Annotated in this window: 15 protein-coding genes; 6 read left to right on the top strand and 9 right to left on the bottom strand. The window is 45.8% G+C overall.

Annotated elements, in window-relative coordinates; translation table 11 throughout:
* Positions 1-60 precede the first annotated feature (60 nt).
* Positions 61-414 carry a YraN family protein gene (locus L990_RS03875; RefSeq protein WP_047445734.1) on the bottom strand — a complete coding sequence of 118 codons (354 nt, stop codon included), beginning with the start codon at positions 412-414 and terminating at the stop codon, positions 61-63.
* A gap of 211 nt (positions 415-625) precedes the next feature.
* On the opposite strand from L990_RS03875, the gene L990_RS03870 reads away from it, so the two are divergent.
* Positions 626-847 carry a hypothetical protein gene (locus L990_RS03870; protein WP_047445732.1) on the top strand — a complete coding sequence of 74 codons (222 nt, stop codon included), beginning with the start codon at positions 626-628 and terminating at the stop codon, positions 845-847.
* Between the two features lie 45 nt (positions 848-892).
* Here the strand turns inward: L990_RS03870 and argH are convergent, their stop codons facing one another.
* The 7 genes from argH to L990_RS03835 all read right to left on the bottom strand — a co-directional run bounded on the left by argH (position 893) and on the right by L990_RS03835 (position 9221).
* The gene (gene argH / locus L990_RS03865) at positions 893-2224 is read right to left on the bottom strand and encodes an argininosuccinate lyase (protein ID WP_047445731.1); all 1332 of its coding nucleotides are present in this window, start codon (positions 2222-2224) and stop codon (positions 893-895) included.
* A 219-nt stretch (positions 2225-2443) separates the two neighbouring features.
* Complete coding sequence (locus L990_RS03860) at positions 2444-3508, bottom strand: M20 family metallo-hydrolase (protein WP_047445729.1); 1065 nt, start codon at positions 3506-3508, stop codon at positions 2444-2446.
* A 150-nt stretch (positions 3509-3658) separates the two neighbouring features.
* Positions 3659-4450 carry an acetylglutamate kinase gene (gene argB / locus L990_RS03855; RefSeq protein ID WP_047445727.1) on the bottom strand — a complete coding sequence of 264 codons (792 nt, stop codon included), beginning with the start codon at positions 4448-4450 and terminating at the stop codon, positions 3659-3661.
* Positions 4451-4959: 509 nt separating this feature from the next.
* On the bottom strand, positions 4960-6087 hold the full coding sequence (locus L990_RS03850) for an aspartate aminotransferase family protein (protein WP_047445726.1): 1128 nt from the start codon (positions 6085-6087) through the stop codon (positions 4960-4962).
* Between the two features lie 91 nt (positions 6088-6178).
* On the bottom strand, positions 6179-7153 hold the full coding sequence (gene argC / locus L990_RS03845; RefSeq protein WP_047445724.1) for an N-acetyl-gamma-glutamyl-phosphate reductase: 975 nt from the start codon (positions 7151-7153) through the stop codon (positions 6179-6181).
* Positions 7154-7254: 101 nt separating this feature from the next.
* Complete coding sequence (locus tag L990_RS03840) at positions 7255-8454, bottom strand: argininosuccinate synthase (RefSeq protein WP_047445722.1); 1200 nt, start codon at positions 8452-8454, stop codon at positions 7255-7257.
* A 98-nt stretch (positions 8455-8552) separates the two neighbouring features.
* On the bottom strand, positions 8553-9221 hold the full coding sequence (locus L990_RS03835) for an N-acetyltransferase (protein WP_047445720.1): 669 nt from the start codon (positions 9219-9221) through the stop codon (positions 8553-8555).
* A gap of 516 nt (positions 9222-9737) precedes the next feature.
* Here L990_RS03835 and L990_RS03830 point away from each other — a divergent pair.
* On the top strand, positions 9738-11660 hold the full coding sequence (locus L990_RS03830) for an LTA synthase family protein (RefSeq protein ID WP_052180699.1): 1923 nt from the start codon (positions 9738-9740) through the stop codon (positions 11658-11660).
* Between the two features lie 39 nt (positions 11661-11699).
* Here L990_RS03830 and L990_RS03825 read toward each other — a convergent pair whose 3' ends face one another.
* On the bottom strand, positions 11700-12200 hold the full coding sequence (locus L990_RS03825; RefSeq protein ID WP_047445719.1) for a cupin domain-containing protein: 501 nt from the start codon (positions 12198-12200) through the stop codon (positions 11700-11702).
* A 459-nt stretch (positions 12201-12659) separates the two neighbouring features.
* Here L990_RS03825 and L990_RS03820 point away from each other — a divergent pair, with 459 nt between their 5' ends.
* The 4 genes from L990_RS03820 (at position 12660) to L990_RS03805 (ending at position 17532) form a co-directional block, all read left to right on the top strand.
* Entirely contained in the window at positions 12660-13622 is a 963-nt protein-coding gene (locus L990_RS03820) for an NAD-dependent epimerase/dehydratase family protein (protein ID WP_047445717.1), read from the top strand.
* Positions 13623-13779: 157 nt separating this feature from the next.
* Positions 13780-14442 carry a hypothetical protein gene (locus L990_RS03815; protein ID WP_156121327.1) on the top strand — a complete coding sequence of 221 codons (663 nt, stop codon included), beginning with the start codon at positions 13780-13782 and terminating at the stop codon, positions 14440-14442.
* A gap of 117 nt (positions 14443-14559) precedes the next feature.
* Positions 14560-16092 (top strand): glutamate--tRNA ligase, encoded by a 1533-nt coding sequence (gene gltX / locus L990_RS03810; protein WP_047445713.1) that lies wholly within the window; start codon positions 14560-14562, stop codon positions 16090-16092.
* A 141-nt stretch (positions 16093-16233) separates the two neighbouring features.
* On the top strand, positions 16234-17532 hold the full coding sequence (locus tag L990_RS03805; protein ID WP_047445710.1) for an NAD(P)/FAD-dependent oxidoreductase: 1299 nt from the start codon (positions 16234-16236) through the stop codon (positions 17530-17532).
* Positions 17533-17538: the final 6 nt, after the last annotated feature.

Raw genomic sequence — 17538 nt, 5'->3', positions numbered from 1 at the left:
GTGTAAATATAGCTTTTAAATTAAAAGTTATTACAACTGTGTACGACAATAAATGTATTTCTAGAAATTCGGCTCGAACGCATTTTCAGTAAACTCCAAATCGTGATGGCTGGCATAAAAGACGATACTGATGATATCAAAACAAGCTTCGAGCTCAATTTCATACTTTTGCATATACCCATCGGCGGCCAGAATAATGTTATTCTGCTTTTTTCGAACAACGGCCTGCTTGGGCTCATCGAGGTAATTCTGGCTACGAGCCTTAACCTCTACAAAATGAATGACGCCATCCTTCTCTGCAATAATATCCACCTCCTTGTGACCAAAAGTCCAGTTGGTAGCCCTTATTTTGAAGCCATTTTTTCTAAGAAAAAGGACGGCCAACTCTTCTCCTTTTTTACCAAGCTCGTTCATCGCTGCCTATATTAGTAAATATATAACGATCTAACCTGCTGGTAAGTTAGCAAAATGATCCAAAAAATCATACAGGTTAAAAAGAAAGCAGATGCCGTTAATGTTTTGTTAAGGGTACCCCAAAAGTGAAAAATCGATCATCAAATATGAAGTTTTTTCCTATTTTGCATCTCGATTGAGAATCTATTTATAACTCAAAAAAGTCACTACGATGAAGAAGATTGCTATTTTATCAATGTCTTTACTACTAGCAGGAGCCCTATTTGCACAAACTCCTCAAGCTCCTGCTAAGAAAGAATGTACAAAGACAGAAAAGAAGTGCTGCGCAGAGAAGAAAGAGTGCGCTAATAAAAAGGAATGCGCAGAGAAGAAAGGCGAGAAGAAAGCTTGCTGCGCTGAAAAGAAAGCAGAAAAGAAAGCTGACAAGAAATAATCAGCCGATTATAGCAAAAATCCCGGATCTTCATCCGGGATTTTTTTATCTAACAAGCGACTCAAGCGCTGTGGATACCTTTTCGAAATTAAACGACGCCATCTTTTGCTCCATGAGCTCCGCAATTTTTTCGTTGGCCAAGTTGCCAATGCTACCCAAATGCTGGTAGTTAAGCTGCGCAGGACGTTTAAATTTACCCTCCGCTATTTCGCCTCCCACTATCTTGTAGGCATCTCTAAAGGGTTTTCCCTCAACTACTAAATTATTTACCGCATCCACGCTAAAAAGAACGTCATACTTTTCATCATCAAGTAGGCCATCCTTAACCTTTACCTGCGAGAGCATGTAGGTGGTCATATCGATACAGCTGATAATTTTAGCAAAAGCAGGAAAGATAACATCCTTGGTTAGCTGCAAATCGCGATGGTAGCCCGATGGAAGGTTGCTGGTAAGCAGCATAATTTCGTTAGGAAGCGATTGCAGTACGTTGCACTTACCTCGAATTAGCTCAAATACATCCGGATTTTTCTTATGCGGCATGATGCTCGACCCGGTGGTTAGCTCGTCGGGGAACGAGATAAAACCAAAGTTTTGGTTCATGTATAGCACCACATCGTAGGCCAACTTAGAAAGCGTAGACGCCACAGAGGCAATGGCAAAGGCCACATTACGCTCGGCCTTACCACGGCTCATTTGCGCAAATACTGCGTTATAGTTTAACGTATCAAAACCTAAAAGGTCGGTAGTTAGCTGCCTATCCAACGGAAACGTGGAACCGTAGCCCGCTGCCGAACCCAACGGATTCTTGTTGGTGGAGTTGTATGCCGCCAGCAGCACCTCCATATCGTCGGTAATGGCTTCGGCGTAGGCGCCAAACCACATGCCAAACGACGATGGCATAGCCAGCTGAAGGTGCGTATAGCCCGGTAGCAGCTTATCTTTATGCTCGTTGCTTAAGCCTTGAAGCACGTCGAAAAGCTGCTGATAGCTACTAACGATGCGCATCAGCTCGTGGCGCATGAACATTTTTATATCTACCAGCACCTGATCGTTGCGCGAGCGGCCGCTGTGTATCTTCTTACCAACCTCGCCCAATCGGCGGGTTAGCAGCATCTCCACCTGCGAATGAACATCCTCAACGCCATCCTCGATGGTAAAATTACCAGCCTCTATCTCGTAGTAAATATCCTTTAGCCCCTGCTGTACCTGCTCCAAATCTTCGGCCGTAAGCAGACCTACCTTTTCGAGCATACGCGTATGAGCAAGGGAGCCAAGCACGTCGAACTTAGCCATATATAGATCGAGATCGCGGTCGTCGCCCACCGTAAAGGTGTCGATTGACTTATCTACCTGATAGTTCTTTTGCCAAAGTTTCATTGTCGTTTCATTTTAGTATCACGTATCACGATATGCGTATCACGATTATCGCTTACATCGTCTTACCCCATCCCTACCCCTCCTAAGAAGAGGATAATGAGCACTGATTCAGAGTTACGTGTTATTCTTTAACTTCATTGACTTTATAATTCGTCCGCCTAACTTCCGAATAATCCCGCAATGGCGGGATGTCGCTTCGCTCTACTTCTTTTAACTCCTCTAAAGAATCACCTTCTCGAGCATTCTAATGTAGAGTTCCACCCCCTCGTGTATTTCTGATAGATGGACAAACTCGTCGGCAGTATGCGAACGTGCGCTATCACCAGGACCTAGCTTTAACGAAGGAGCATCAACCAACGCCTGATCGGAAGTGGTTGGCGAACCGTAGGTTGTTCGTCCAAGTGCCAACCCAGCCTGCACAATAGGGTGGCTAACCTCTATTTTTGATGGACGAAGGCGCATGGAGCGGCATGTAACATCGGACGTTACCTGCTGCTTGATGGTTTCGTACACCTCCTCAAGCGTGTAGGTGTCGGTAAGGCGAACATCCACCACAAAGGAGCACCTATCGGGCACCACGTTGTGCTGCGTACCAGCATTTATCATGGTGACGCTCATCTTTACCTCGCCAAGAAACTCCGAGGCTTCTGGAAAACGGTAGGTGTTAAACCACTCGATATCCTTCATTGCCTTAAAGATGGCATTAACACCCTCGTTACGCGCAGCATGACCCGATTTGCCATGCGCCACACAGTCGAGCACCATTAAACCCTTTTCGGCAACAGCCAGCTGCATTTGGGTAGGCTCGCCAACAATGGCAAAGCTTACAGGTGGCAGCTTAGGTAAAAGGCACTCCAGCCCATTCTTGCCCGAGTTTTCCTCCTCGGCAGTGGCGGCAAAAGCCACGTTGTACTTCATCCCCTTTTGATGGTAGAAGTGAACAAACGTCGCTGCCAACGAAACCAAACAGCCACCAGCATCATTGCTGCCGAGGCCGTAGAGCTTATCGCCCTCGACAGTGGGATCGAACGGATTACGGGTATAGCCCGTATTAGGTCGTACCGTGTCGAGGTGCGAATTAAGCAGCACAGTCGGTTTAGAAGCATCGAAATCTTCATTTACCGCCCATACATTATTCAGATATCGTTCGGTTTTAATGCCACGAGCTGTTAGGTAGCCGTTCATGAGGTCGGCAACCGCCGCCTCTTCTCCGCTAAACGACTGAGTCGCGATTAGCTGCTTCAGCAGCTCGATGGCGCTATTGGAAAGACTTTTGTAGTCCATAATTCTAGATGTTAGACGTTCTACTTGAGAATAATTTCTCCTCCCTCTTATCCAAGGGAGCCTGACGCTGGTTGGACTCTGTGCTACTATTTACTCCCGCAAAGGAGAAATGATGGTTACGTAACATTTCTGTATAACGCACAAACCTTTTTACTCAATGCACAGAGTTGTACCGCAGCTACCATCTGCTGATGCAGCCAAAAGCACATCCTCTGCCTGCGTAATCACCACCGAGGCCACCCCATGATCTAATGCATCGAATGAGTTTTGCAGCTTAGGCAGCATACCTTTAGCAACAACACCCGTGCTCACCAGCTCATTTAACTGGTCTTTTTTTATTGTTTTAATCACGGAGGTGTCATCCTCAACATCGGCAAGTACCCCCCTTTTCTCGAAGCAGTAAACTAGCTTTACCTCCGATTGTCGGGCCAACGCCACTGCAATACTAGAGGCGATGGTATCGGCATTACAGTTAAGCAGCTGCCCGTTACCATCGTGGACAATAGCTGAGAATACGGGACAGATGCCGACCTCTAACAGCTGTGTAAGCACCTCCGTATTTATGCTACTATCCGTTAGATCGGCCACAAAGCCAAAGTCGATGGGTTGCGAAGGGCGTTTTACCCCACAAATAAGGTTGGCATCAGCACCCGAAAGGCCAATGGCGTTACACCCCAACGCCTGAAGCGAAGCTACCATACGCTTATTTACCAACCCAGCATACACCATGGTCACAATATCTATGGTTTGAGCGTCGGTAACGCGTCGGCCATCCACCATCTGCGGTGCTACACCCAGCGCCTGCGACACAGCAGAGGCAATTTTGCCACCACCGTGCACGAGCACCTTCAGACCATCTATTTTGATATATCGTTCGAGGAAGGTTGCTAGCAGCTCTGGGCTATCTATCACATTTCCTCCAATTTTTACTACTGTTACCATATTCTGTTTCTTTGTTCTAAAGGATAACAATCCACCCCAAATAATCCGAATGCACTCAAAATATACAACGCAACTCACTGGATAGTTGAGCTTAATTCATTTTCTAAAATTTTATTGCGCATGCGGAATTCTCTATTTGGAGGCAACAAATGCACAATTCCGCTACGGAATTCTCCATTCAGAGGGTACAAATGCACTGTTGCGCATGCGGAATTCTCCATTTCGAGGCAACAAATGCATTATTCCGCTACGGAATTCTCCATTTGGAGGGTACAAATGCATCGTTGCGCATGCGGAATTCTCCATTTGGAGGCAACAAAAGCACAATTCCGCTACGGAATTCTCCATTCAGAGGGTACAAATGCACTGTTGCGCATGCGGAATTCTCCATTTAGAGGGTACAAATTCACTTTTCCGCACACGGAATTCCTCATTTGGAGGGTACAAATGCACCGTTGCGCACGCGGAATACTTCATCACAAAACTCTCGAATACATTTTCTGACAGATCTACCTGCCTTGTATAGCCAGTTCGAAAGCATCCAAAAATTCATCAGCCTCCTTTGGGGTGATATTTAATGCAGGAAGTAAGCGCACCGTATGCGTACCTGCCGCTCCTGTAAACACCTTATGATCGAATACTAGCGAATGGCGAACAGCCCCTGCTGGCTGATCCAAGTCAACACCAATCATCAAGCCCAGTGCCCTAATTTCCTTAATGCCACCCATTGCCTTTAGCTTAGCAACTAGGTAATCGCCCATTTTAGCGGCATTTGCCATCAGCAGCTCTTTGTCCATCACCTCTAAAACGGCCGTTGCAGCAGCGCAAGCCAGGTAGGCACCACCAAATGTTGTTCCTAGCATTCCGGCAACCGGCTTAATATCGGGGCTGATAAGCACGCCTGCAACCGGAAACCCGTTGCCCATGCCCTTAGCGGTAGTGATAATATCGGGCTTTACGTTGTAGTGCTGATGGGCAAAAAACTTTCCCGTACGACCATAACCAGACTGCACCTCATCGAGAATAAGCAGAGAACCATGCTCCTTACACTTAGCCTGAATTAGCTCCATAAAACTGGTGGACGGTATTTGTATTCCTCCAACTCCCTGAATTCCCTCTATAATTACAGCAGCAACCTCTTCATCCATCACTTTTAAGAATGCATCAGTGTCATTGAAAGGCACAAATACAATATTATCGGTTTGATTGATGGGCGCTACAATCTTAGGATTATCGGTGGCGGCAACAGCCAGCGATGTGCGCCCATGAAATGCGCCTCCAAAGGCAATCACCTTCTTCCTACCTGTTAGAAACGAGGCCAACTTAAGCGCATTCTCATTGGCTTCGGCACCGGAGTTGCAGAGAAATAGCTGGTAATCGGTATAGCCGCTTAGCTGTCCTAACTTTTCGGCCAGCACCTGCTGCATGGGCATCTTCACCGAGTTGGAGTAAAACCCAATTTTTGTCAGCTGCTCGCCAACCATCTTTACGTAGTGCGGATGGCTGTGGCCAATAGATATCACGGCATGTCCTCCGTAGAAGTCCAAATATTTAGTTCCCTTATCGTCCCATATGTAGGAGCCCTCTGCCCTAACTGGGTTTACATCGTAAACGGGATATACGTCGAATGGAATCATTTTCTTGCATATTGTGATCTGCGAATTGCGATATGTGATTTGTGTGCAGAGGAAAATCGCACATCACATATCGCACATCGCACATCTTATTTTAAAAAGCTACTGGTTTAAGCTTTAGGCCAGTACGTTCGTCTAGCCCAAACATGATATTCATGTTTTGAACGGCTTGTCCCGATGCGCCTTTAAGCAAATTGTCTATAATGCTTACCACCATCAGATACTGTCCGTGTTTTTCGAGATATAGCAGGCATTTGTTGGTGTTTACCACCTGCTTTAAGTCGACATTTTTAGTGGATACATGCGTAAAGGCTGCATCCTCATAGTAGCTCTGATACAGCGCAACAGCCTCCTCTATAGAGCCGTAAAACTTGGTATAGATGCTGGCAATAATGCCTCTGGCAAAGTCGCCACGGTAGGGCACAAAGTTTACCTGATAGCCGTAGCTGGGCTGCAGCTGCATTACGCTTTGCGAAATCTCGCTCATGTGCTGATGCTCAAAAGCCTTATAAACTGACAGGTTATCGTTACGCCAGCTAAAGTGGGTGGTGGCGGTAGGCTTTTGGCCAGCGCCAGTACTCCCGGTAGTTGCTGTCACATGCACATCGTCCTTAAGCAAACCATGTGCAGCTAAGGGAAGAATCCCTAGCTGCAGGCAGGTTGCAAAGCAACCTGGGTTTGCGATTTGTGTAGCAGTTTGTATAGATTGTTTGTTTAGCTCGGGTAGACCGTACACAAAGTTGGTTCCCTCCAACGATGTTCCTTTAATTCTAAAATCCTGACTTAGATCGATAATCTTAACGGTATCAGGAATCTTATTTGCCGATAAGAATTTCTTGGCATCGCCGTGGGCCACGCAAAGAAAGAGCACATCGACATCAATGTTAACCTCGCTAGAGAAGCGAATATCGGTATCGCCAAAAAGATCGGCGTGAACGTCATACACATAGTTTCCGGCGTTGGAGTTGCTGTGAACAAATGCAATCTCCACGCTAGGATGGTTAATCAGCAGGCGAATCAGCTCTCCGCCCGTATATCCTGCACCACCAATAATTCCTACTTTAATCATACTTTTCGAATTGTGACAATAGATTTGAGATTTGAGAAAAACAGGCTCATGCCTATCATCTCCTAATTATTGCTTCACATCTCAAATCTCATATCTAACATCTAAAACTCTACCCCATTTACCTTATGAAAGATGGAAAGCTGGTTGCCTAGAATCTTGGCAAAGCCACGCACATCATCACCACTCCACGATTTATTCTCCTCGCCGTAAGCTCCAAACTTGCTCGACATCAAATCGTGAGCCGACTCTATGCCGTTAAGCTGGAAATGGTATGGATGAAGCGTAACAAACACCTTTCCGCTAACAAACTCCTGCGAGCTTTCGAAAAAGGCTTCGATATTGCGCAGCGTTGGATCAAGGTATTGCCCCTCGTGGAGCAACGTTCCGTACCAATCGGCCAGCTGCGTCTTAATAAATTGCTGCCACTTGGTAAGCGTATGTTTTTCTAGAAGGTGGTGTGCCTTTATTATAAGGTATGGAGCGGCTGCTTCAAAACCTACACGTCCCTTGATACCAATGATGGTGTCGCCCACATGAATATCGCGTCCAATGGCGTAAGGTCCTGCAATGGCATTTAGCGCATGTATTGCCTCAACGGGGTTTTCGTACACGGTTCCATCAATAGCTTTTAGCTCACCCTTTTCGAAGGTTAGCTCCACATTAAGCGGTGCTGTCGCCGTACATTGGGTTGGGTAAGCCTCCTCTGGCAGCTGACCATGCGACGAGAGCGTCTCCTTACCTCCTACTGAAGTTCCCCAAATGCCTACGTTTAGCGAGTAGGTTGCTTTTTTAAACTCGAACTCTACTCCATGCTTCTTCAGAAAATCGAGCTCGTACTCGCGCGAAAACTTGTAATCGCGTATGGGGGTGATGATTTTTGCCTTAGGCGCAATGGTGTTAAACACCAAGTCGAAGCGTACCTGATCGTTACCAGCACCAGTGCTACCGTGAGCAATGGCATCGGCCTGCATCTCCTTAGCATACTTGGCAATTGCAATTGCCTGAAAAACACGCTCGGCGCTAACGCTAAGCGGGTAGGTGTTATTTTTAAGCACGTTACCCATAATAAGGTACTTGATGCATTTTTGGTAAAACTCGTCGGTAATGTGCACGCACTTGTACGAGGCAATACCTAAGCTAAGCGCCTTATTTTTGATAGATTCGAGCTCGTCGGCCGTATATCCGCCGGTATCAACCATAATGGCATGAATCTCGTACCCTAACTCCTTGCTTAAAAATAGGGCGCAGAAGGTGGTATCCAATCCACCGCTATATGCTAGAACAACTTTTTGCTTTGACATCTTTTCTTGATTTGTGGAGCTTAGCCTACTTTTGTAGCTTTTGCTGAGCGGCAGGCTGACTCCCGTTTCTAAATAGTACTTTAAATGATTGGGGTAGGCTACCAGATAAATAAGGCTGCCTTTATGGTTTTCCCCTTTAGCAGAATAAACTTTTTCAAGCTCATAAAACGCTCGTACAGCTTCGAATGCTTGGTGAACTCCTCCAAAGGAGCATTCTCCGTCTTCTTCTTTGCAGGATCAAAGATCATTGCTGTACAAAGGCAGTTTTTACGCTCCTTGCTCATCAGTATTGGAAAGTTTACGCAGCTTTGGCACCCCTTCCAAAAAGCCTCATCGTCGGTTAGCTCCGAGTAGGTAACTGGCACATAGCCCAACTCCGAGTTAATCTTCATAACGGCGAGCCCTGTCGTTAACCCAAAAAGTTTGGCCTCCGGATACTTCACTATTGAAAGTTCGAAAGCCTTCTGTTTAATAGCTTTTGCCAATCCAACCTTTCGAAATTTTGGGGAAACAATTAAGCCTGAGTTGGCCACATACTGCTTACCACCCCACGTTTCGATGTAGCAAAAGCCAGCCCATTCCGTTCCTTTATAGAGGGCAATAACCGACTTCCCCTCCTCGATTTTTTGCGAAACATACTCGGGAGTACGCTTGGCAATACCAGTACCGCGCTGCTTAGCCGATTCGGCCATCTCGTCTACGATTTCTTGGCTGTACTTGATGTGGTCGGAGGTTGCTACCAAAACCACAAAATCTTCAATTTGCATGTTGCCTAAATAGTTGAGCTTGAAATAAAAAGTTAACGAACCTCTGGGAGGCTATTTGGATGGAATACAGGAAGCGTAGTACTTGCATACGAATAGGATAAACCTATACGCCTACTGTTTGCTTGAAATTTTGGTTGATCTTGCCGCTAGGGCCAAAAGATATTACCGCCGGCTTTCCCGTCGGTTAAGGCTTGAAGTTAGAAGAGAGGATGACACAACAAATGGCAGCTGGGCGAAATCGCTCAACATAGCAGGGATGCTTACCATTGTTTGTTTGTTGTTCATCGTTACTTGCCTTAATAAAACAGGGCAAATGTATGTATATTTTATTTTGATGGTTATTCAACCAGCTTAAATTCTATGTTTTTAACTATATCAGCACAATTTATCTGTTTCCAATTTACACGCAGTAAGAGCCTTTCATCTTTTAATGTTAATATAAATAGCTCTGTAGGCACTAATATATTTTAAATTCACTATTTTCGCCCCGAGTGTAACACCACAAGTTAAAATCAAATGCTTCTACAAATTTTAAAAAACAGGTTCAGAGGTGTAATTAGCTTCATTGCTATTTACATGGCCATTACCATGGCCACCCGCACCTTCCTTTTGATATTTTCACACGCAGATGTGTCGTGGAATATCTGGGATCTGATAAAAGTTTACGCCATTGGCTCCTTTTACGACGTGCTATCGGTAGCATATATTCTTATTCCGTTTGCTCTTTTTGTAACGTTCTACACCGATAAGATTTTCTACAAGCGTTGGAGGGTAATTTCCGCCTACATTTTCTACGTTTTGCTTATTGCAGCAACCGTATTCGGAGCATTTGCCGAGTACTTCTTTTGGGAAGAATTCAGCACCCGCTTCAACTTTATTGCCATCGACTACCTTATTTACACCTCCGAGGTTACCAACAACATCTTCGAGTCGTATAATATGCCGCTGGTTATAAGCCTATGGGCGCTATTTACTGCAGCAATATCGTTCTTTGCCATCAAGTACAAGGTGTTTACACCAAAAGAAAAAGTAGCAACCAAGCTACTTCAGCGCCTTAAGATTGGCGGAATCCTGATTCTATTTCCCATCTTTTCGTTCTTCGCTTTTGGACAAAATATCGACCGTCTATTCGACAACATGTACAATACCGAACTTGCTAAGAATGGGGTATACTCACTAGGTTCGGCCTACATCAATAACGAGCTCGACTACCATAAATTTTACATCAACATAGATAACAAGCAGGCTATAACCGAGCTTAAGAAGCTTGTATCTAGCGATAGCACCGAGCTGGCAAGCACTGGGAACGACGGAATTGCCCGTACCATTACCTCCACCCAAAAGGAAAACAGGTATAACGTCATTTTGGTGTGCAACGAAAGCCTTAGCGCATCGTTCCTAACAGAGTTTGGCAACACACAAAACATAACGCCCAACCTCGACTCCATTGCAAAGCAGGCATTGCTGTTTACCAACCTATATGCAACCGGCACCCGCACCGTTCGCGGAATGGAGGCTATTACGCTGTCAATTCCTCCAACTCCTGGCTCCAGCATTGTACGCCGCCCAGGAAACGAGAACCTCTTCAACCTCGGATCTGTATTTAAAGAAAAGGGATACGACACCAAGTTTGTGTATGGCGGATATGGCTACTTCGATAATATGAACTACTTCTTCGGAAATAATGGCTTTAAGGTTGTAGACAGAGCTCAGTTTGCTAAAAATGAGATAACCTTTGCCAACGCTTGGGGCGTGTGCGATGGCGATTTATTTAACAAGGCAATAGCAGAAGCTGATAAATCGGTAGCACAGGGCAAGCCATTCTTCCAGTACGTAATGACAACTTCGAATCACCGCCCATACACCTATCCCAACAACTGCATTGACATTCCATCGGGAACAGGACGCGACGGAGCCGTTAAGTATACCGACTATGCTATGGGACAGCTTATCAAAAAAGTTAAGCAGAAATCGTGGTTTAAGAATACAATCATTGTAATTGTAGCCGACCACTGCAACAATAGTGCGGGGAAATCAACCATGAATCTAGAGAAGTACCATATTCCATTCATTGTTTACAACCCAAACATCATCAAACCAGTAAAAGTAGAAACGCTTTGCAGCCAGATTGATGTTGCCCCAACAATTTTAGGTATTATGGGATGGAACTACCAGTCTAAGTTTTTTGGAAAGAACATCCTCACCATGAAACCAGAGGAGCAGCGTGCGCTTGTTGGTACCTACCAAAAGTTGGGCTACCTAAAAGGCAGCAAGTTTGTGCTTCTTGACGTACAACGCCAAAGCGAATTCTTTACCTACGATAAGGGCACCAACAACCTTACGCCTTCTAAAGAGGATAAGCAGCTGCTCAACGAGGCCGTTTCGTACTATCAAGGAGCCTACCAGCTCTACAAAGATGGGCTAATGAAGAACAAGTAAAAGATACTTATAAAAAAGGAGACCAGAGGTCTCCTTTTTTTATCTAGTAAGGTCAACAATTAAAGATCTATGCTGCGGATAGCACGCAATCAGCTCGTCCCTATCGGCAAGCTCAAAATCATCAAAACAAAAGCCAGGAGCAACCGTACATCCAACTAGCGCAAAGCCACAATCAGTTACGCGCGAGGCAAACCAGCATCCGGCAGGTACCACCTGCAACGGGCGTTGCCCCTTGGCGTAGTCCTTCCCCAGTGGTAGCACCTCGCTCCTTCCATCAGCGTGAATAACGACAACCTCTACCGCAGCACCTTCGTAGTGATGCCATACCTCGTCTGACTTAATGCGATGAAACGCCGAAAAGTTTCCTTTCTCGAGCATAAAGTAGATGGCGGTGCTAATGGATCTAGAACTATCACCAAACTGAATGGGTAACGAATCTCCGCTTATAAATTCGCCCGAACGGTACATCTCCCTAAAATATCCTCCTTCCGGATGAGGTTGCAGCTGCAGCATGTCAACAACCTCCTTAGCAGTACTCATGGTCTTTTTCTTTTAAATATACAAAATATTTATTGCGGCAGGAATGGCCCGAAATGAATCTAATCCAATAAAATAAATGGAAGCCTACAGCAGACAATACCAATATTTAATAAAATGCATGCTTCAGGGATAAAACACCACCAGCAACATCCCCATTTTCAGCGCCAACATCAGCAGTGGAGCACTTGGCCTGTTAAAACATTTCAAAAAAAGGTGAGTTTTGAGGGATACTACAACAAATTGCATGCTTTAACTTTCAGATTGGAGCTAAAAGAGAATATTTTCTAAAGGATGATAACTAGTAAATCAAAATATACCTACATTTGTGTACCCCAAAGCGGGGGGAATTTACGTTAAACTTCAGATTTTATGCAACCCGCATTATACGCAGGATTAAACAGTTGTACGTAAAAACTTGTTCTGCGGGTAACATACGACCATTAAACAATTATATTTCGTATGAAAAACATCCTCATAGTTGGTGCAGGTGGACAGATTGGCTCTGAGTTGGTTCCTCATCTCAGAAGCATTTATGGGAATAGCAATGTAATTGCTACCGATATTTCCGACAAGTGCAAAGGCTCTCTTGGAGATAACGGTCCGTTTGAGGAATTAGACGCGCTTAATGGCGAACAATTTGCGGGGCTAGTAAAAAAATATAAGGTAGACACTATCTTCAACATGGTTGCCCTACTTTCTGCTACAGGCGAAAAGAATCCGCAGCTGGCGTGGAAGATCAACATGGGAGCCCTACTTAACTCGCTAGAAATAGCAAGAGAAAATGGCTGTACCGTATTTACGCCTAGCTCAATCGGTGCATTTGGTCCAAATACACCACACGATGGCACACCACAGGATACCATCATGCGCCCAACAACGATTTATGGGGTTTGCAAGGTAACTGGCGAAATGCTATCGGACTACTACTATACCCGTTTTGGTGTTGACACCCGTTCGGTTCGTTTCCCTGGTATCATCTCTAACGTTACCCTTCCAGGAGGTGGAACTACCGACTATGCAGTGGAGATATACTATGGTGCAATAAAGGATAAAAGCTTTGTTTGCCCTATTCCAAAGGACGTAAGCATGGACATGATGTACATGCCAGATGCTATTGACGCGATGGTTCAGCTTTTGGAGGCAGATCCTTCGAAGCTAAAGCACAGAAACAGCTTTAACATCACCGCCATGCACTTTACTCCAGAAGAGATTTACGCCGCCATCAAAAAGCGTATCCCTGAGTTTACCATGAGCTACAACGTAGACCCAGTTAAGGAGGCTATCTCTCGCAGCTGGCCAAACTGGATGGACGACTCTTGCGCTCGCGAAGAGTGGGGATGGAATCCTAAATGGAATATCGAGAATATGACCGACGATATGCTCGAAGTGATTGGAAAAAAGTTTGCTGCAAACGCATTCTAAAATAGGAAACAACGAAAAAAGCCCTGTCCTAACCAAGACAGGGCTTTTTCTTTTCATAGAACTAGCGTTGCTGTCCAAGCATCCTGATGTTAAATCTACTTTTGGGTGTAGGAAGTGTAAAAAACGGTACTATATTAGCGCCCGAATTTAGAGGGAAATGAGAATGAAATCTGTGAAACCTGTTGGAATTGCGATCATCCTGCTACTCATGCTCACCATGTGCACCAAAGAAGATCCCATTCGCAACTACAATATTGAGAATGAGACCCGCCAATGGACTGCATTTAAGGAGGGTAGCTACTGGGTGTACGAGTTAAGTGGCACCACCACCCTAGACTCGACCTATGTTTCGAAATATAACGAGTACAACAAGAAGGAAACAGATGCCAATGGAACCATTCGCGAGCAGCAGCTCGAAATAACCATTACCAGCCAGCACGGCTACTACATCACCAAGGTTGAAAAGAACCTACCGCGAGGCAACTGCCTCAAAATATCGATGTTTGACAAGCAGAACAGCCCCATTTCATCGGTCAAAACCATCCTCGTTTTTCCGCTCGACTTCATAGATCAACCTGAAAATCTCGACTTCTCCATAATTGCTCCAAACGAAAAAGTGGAGATCGGCAAGGAGGTAATTAACGATGTGATTCACGTCAAGTGTGCGGTAAAAGGGCTCAGCGGCTTTCTAAAAGATAAAATCTACGAAAACCACTACTGGATTGCCCGAAACCGATGGATAATTAAGATGCAAGTAAAGAATGCCGAAACGGGCGCAACAGAGATTTGGAATCTAAAACGGTACAAGATAAAACAGTAGAAAAGGGAACCAATTGGTTCCCTTTTTATATTGTTTATCCTTTTTAGTGGTAGCCCATCGCTTTATACCTCAAACTTTCGCTCTATATTTGCACTACATTACGAAATTATCAAAAAGATGAGCGAAAGAAGAGTAAGGGTACGTTTTGCACCCAGTCCAACAGGCGCATTACATATGGGTGGTGTGCGAACAGCCCTATTCAACTACCTATTTGCCCGCCAGCATGGTGGCGACTTTTTGCTGAGAATCGAAGATACCGACTCTAACCGATTTGTACCAGGAGCAGAGGAGTATATTATAGAATCGCTGAAGTGGTGTGGTATCCAGATCGACGAAGGCGTTTCGGTTGGGGGGCCACATGCGCCATACCGCCAAAGCGAGCGCAAAGATCTGTACAAGAAATATGCCGACCAGCTAATTGCCAGCGGCAATGCCTACATCGCTTTCGACTCTGCCGAAGCGCTGGAGCAGCTTCGAAACAGCTACGAAGCCGAAGGCAAAACCTTTACCTACAACTACGAAGTTAGAGAGCAGCTCGCCACCTCGCTAGCCCTATCGGCTGAAGAGGTAGAGCAAAAGATTGCGGCTGGCGAACAGTACGTAGTACGCTTTAAGATGCCCGAAAATAAGGAAGTTGTAATGCACGACCTTATTCGTGGCGAGGTTGTTGTAAATACCTCAACGCTCGATGACAAGGTGCTATATAAATCGGCCGACTTGCTACCAACCTACCACTTGGCCAACATTGTAGACGACTATTTAATGGATATCTCGCACGTAATTCGTGGAGAGGAGTGGCTACCATCGCTACCGCTACACGTTTTACTATACCGTGCGTTTGGATGGGAAGATAAAATGCCTCAGTTTGCCCACCTACCGCTGCTTCTTAAGCCAAGCGGCAAAGGAAAGCTTAGCAAGCGCGATGGCGACAAGCTTGGATTCCCCGTATTCCCCCTATTTTGGACAGACCCAAAAACGGGTGAGACAGCAAGCGGATACCGCGAAGCAGGATACCTTCCTGAAGCGTTCGTAAACCTACTTGCCCTACTAGGATGGAACCCCGGAAACAACCAGGAGCTATTCACAATCGAGGAGCTTATCCCGCTATTCTCGCTTGAGAGGGTTAGCAAGTCGGGAGCTCGATTTGACCCAGAAAAAGCCAAATGGTTTAACCAGCAGCATATCCAGCGCCTATCGGTAGAGGAGCTTACACCAATGGTGCAGGCCGAACTGGCAAAGCTAAATGTAAATGCCGCAAGCGAGTTCGTCGCCAAGGTTACCTCAACCGTTAAGGATCGCCTAGTATTTGCTAAAGATATCTGGGAGCAAGCATCGTTCTTCTTTGATGCTCCAACCTCTTACGACGAAAAGGTTGCTGCCAAATTCTGGAGCGAAGATATGGTAAAAGCAACCGAAGATGTTGCCCAAATCCTTACCTCCATTGCCGAGTTTGATACCCACACCATCGAAACGGCAATTAAGGAGTATATCCACAATAGCGGACTAAAGATGGGACAGGTAATGAACACCCTTCGCTTGCTGCTTGTTGGCGCCAGCAAAGGTCCTGGCATTGCAGATATCATCGCCATCGTTGGCCGCGAAGAGGCCATCAGCCGAATCGTAAACGGAAAGAATGCGCTAAGCAAGTAGCTTAGACAAAAACATACGAAGGGTGTCCAGCGGGCACCCTTCTTTTTTATACCCATTAGGAGCAAGAATAAAGCGAAAATTAACAAAGCACCCCGAACAATTTGCGCTGATATTGTTATTCTGCAAACAAACATTAGCAGCATGACAAGTAACAACAGCCATCCTGTTGTAGTAATCGTAGGAGCAGGATTTGGAGGGGTAGAGCTGGCAAAAAAGCTAATAGGGAAACCTTTCTCCGTACTAATAATAGACAAGCACAACTACCATAACTTCCAGCCTCTGATGTATCAGGTGGCTACCGGAGGTCTTGGGCCCGATAGCATCGCATTTCCTATCCGTAGAATCTTTAGAAAAGCACGCAACGTAAAGTTTCGGGTGGCCGAAGTTCATTCGGTTAAGGCTGACGAAAAAAAGTTGGAAACCTCCATTGGCGACATACCGTACGACTACCTGGTAATTGCAACAGGAAGCACCACCAACTTCTTTGGTTTTGACAGAATAAAGGAGAACCTACTCTCGCTGAAGTCTATCCCCGAGGCGCTAGATATGCGCAGCACCATAATTCAGAATATCGAGCGTGCGGCCAACAAGACCGACCAAAAGGGAGCCCCTCAACCCATAAATATTGTAATTATTGGAGGGGGGCCTGCCGGAGTGGAGCTGGCAGGAGCGCTAGCCGAGATGAGAAAGTACGTACTCCCAAAAGATTTTCCGGAGCTCGACTTTGAGAGAATGAAGATCTACCTGATAGAGGCGGCACCCAAGCTGCTAGCCTTCATGTCCGAAGCAGGCTCGGCAAAGACCTACGAGTACCTCGAACAGCTGGGCGTTATTGTAAAAGTGAACTCGAAGGTTATGGACTACGACGGTGCCCATGTAACCATAGAGGACGGCAGCATTGTTGACACACAAACCGTAATTTGGACAGCTGGCGTTAAGGGTGCTACCATTGATGGCATCCCAACCGACGTGCTGCTACCCAACGGGCGCATTAAAACCGACGAGTTTAACCGTGTACCCGGAACCGAACGCATCTTTGCCATAGGAGACGTGGCTGCCTGCATTACGGAGGCCAACCCACGCGGAGATGCCATGCTTGCCCCTGTTGCCATGCAGCAAGGACACCTGCTAGCAGCCAACCTAGTACGCGAAACAAAGGGCGAAGCGCCCATTCCTTTCGTGTACAAAAATAAGGGGGTTATGGCCACCATTGGAAGACGAAGAGCCGTGGTTGACCTTCCCAACATCCGATTCCAAGGCGCATTTGCCTGGTACGTTTGGATGTTTGTCCACATAATGTCGCTAGTTGGCTTTAGAAATAAGGTCATCACCTTGGTGGACTGGATGATTAACTACGTAAACTACGACCGCCCACTAGGGCTTATGATTCGTCCAGCACGAAAAATTAGAAAGGTTATCCCAAACGAAAATGAGCAATAGCAAAAA

Origin of the sequence: Alistipes sp. ZOR0009 (assembly GCF_000798815.1) — a bacterium.
GTDB lineage: Bacteria > Bacteroidota > Bacteroidia > Bacteroidales > ZOR0009 > Acetobacteroides.
Note: the sequence above shows the minus strand (reverse complement) of the source record. Positions and strands in the feature narration are given on the sequence as shown.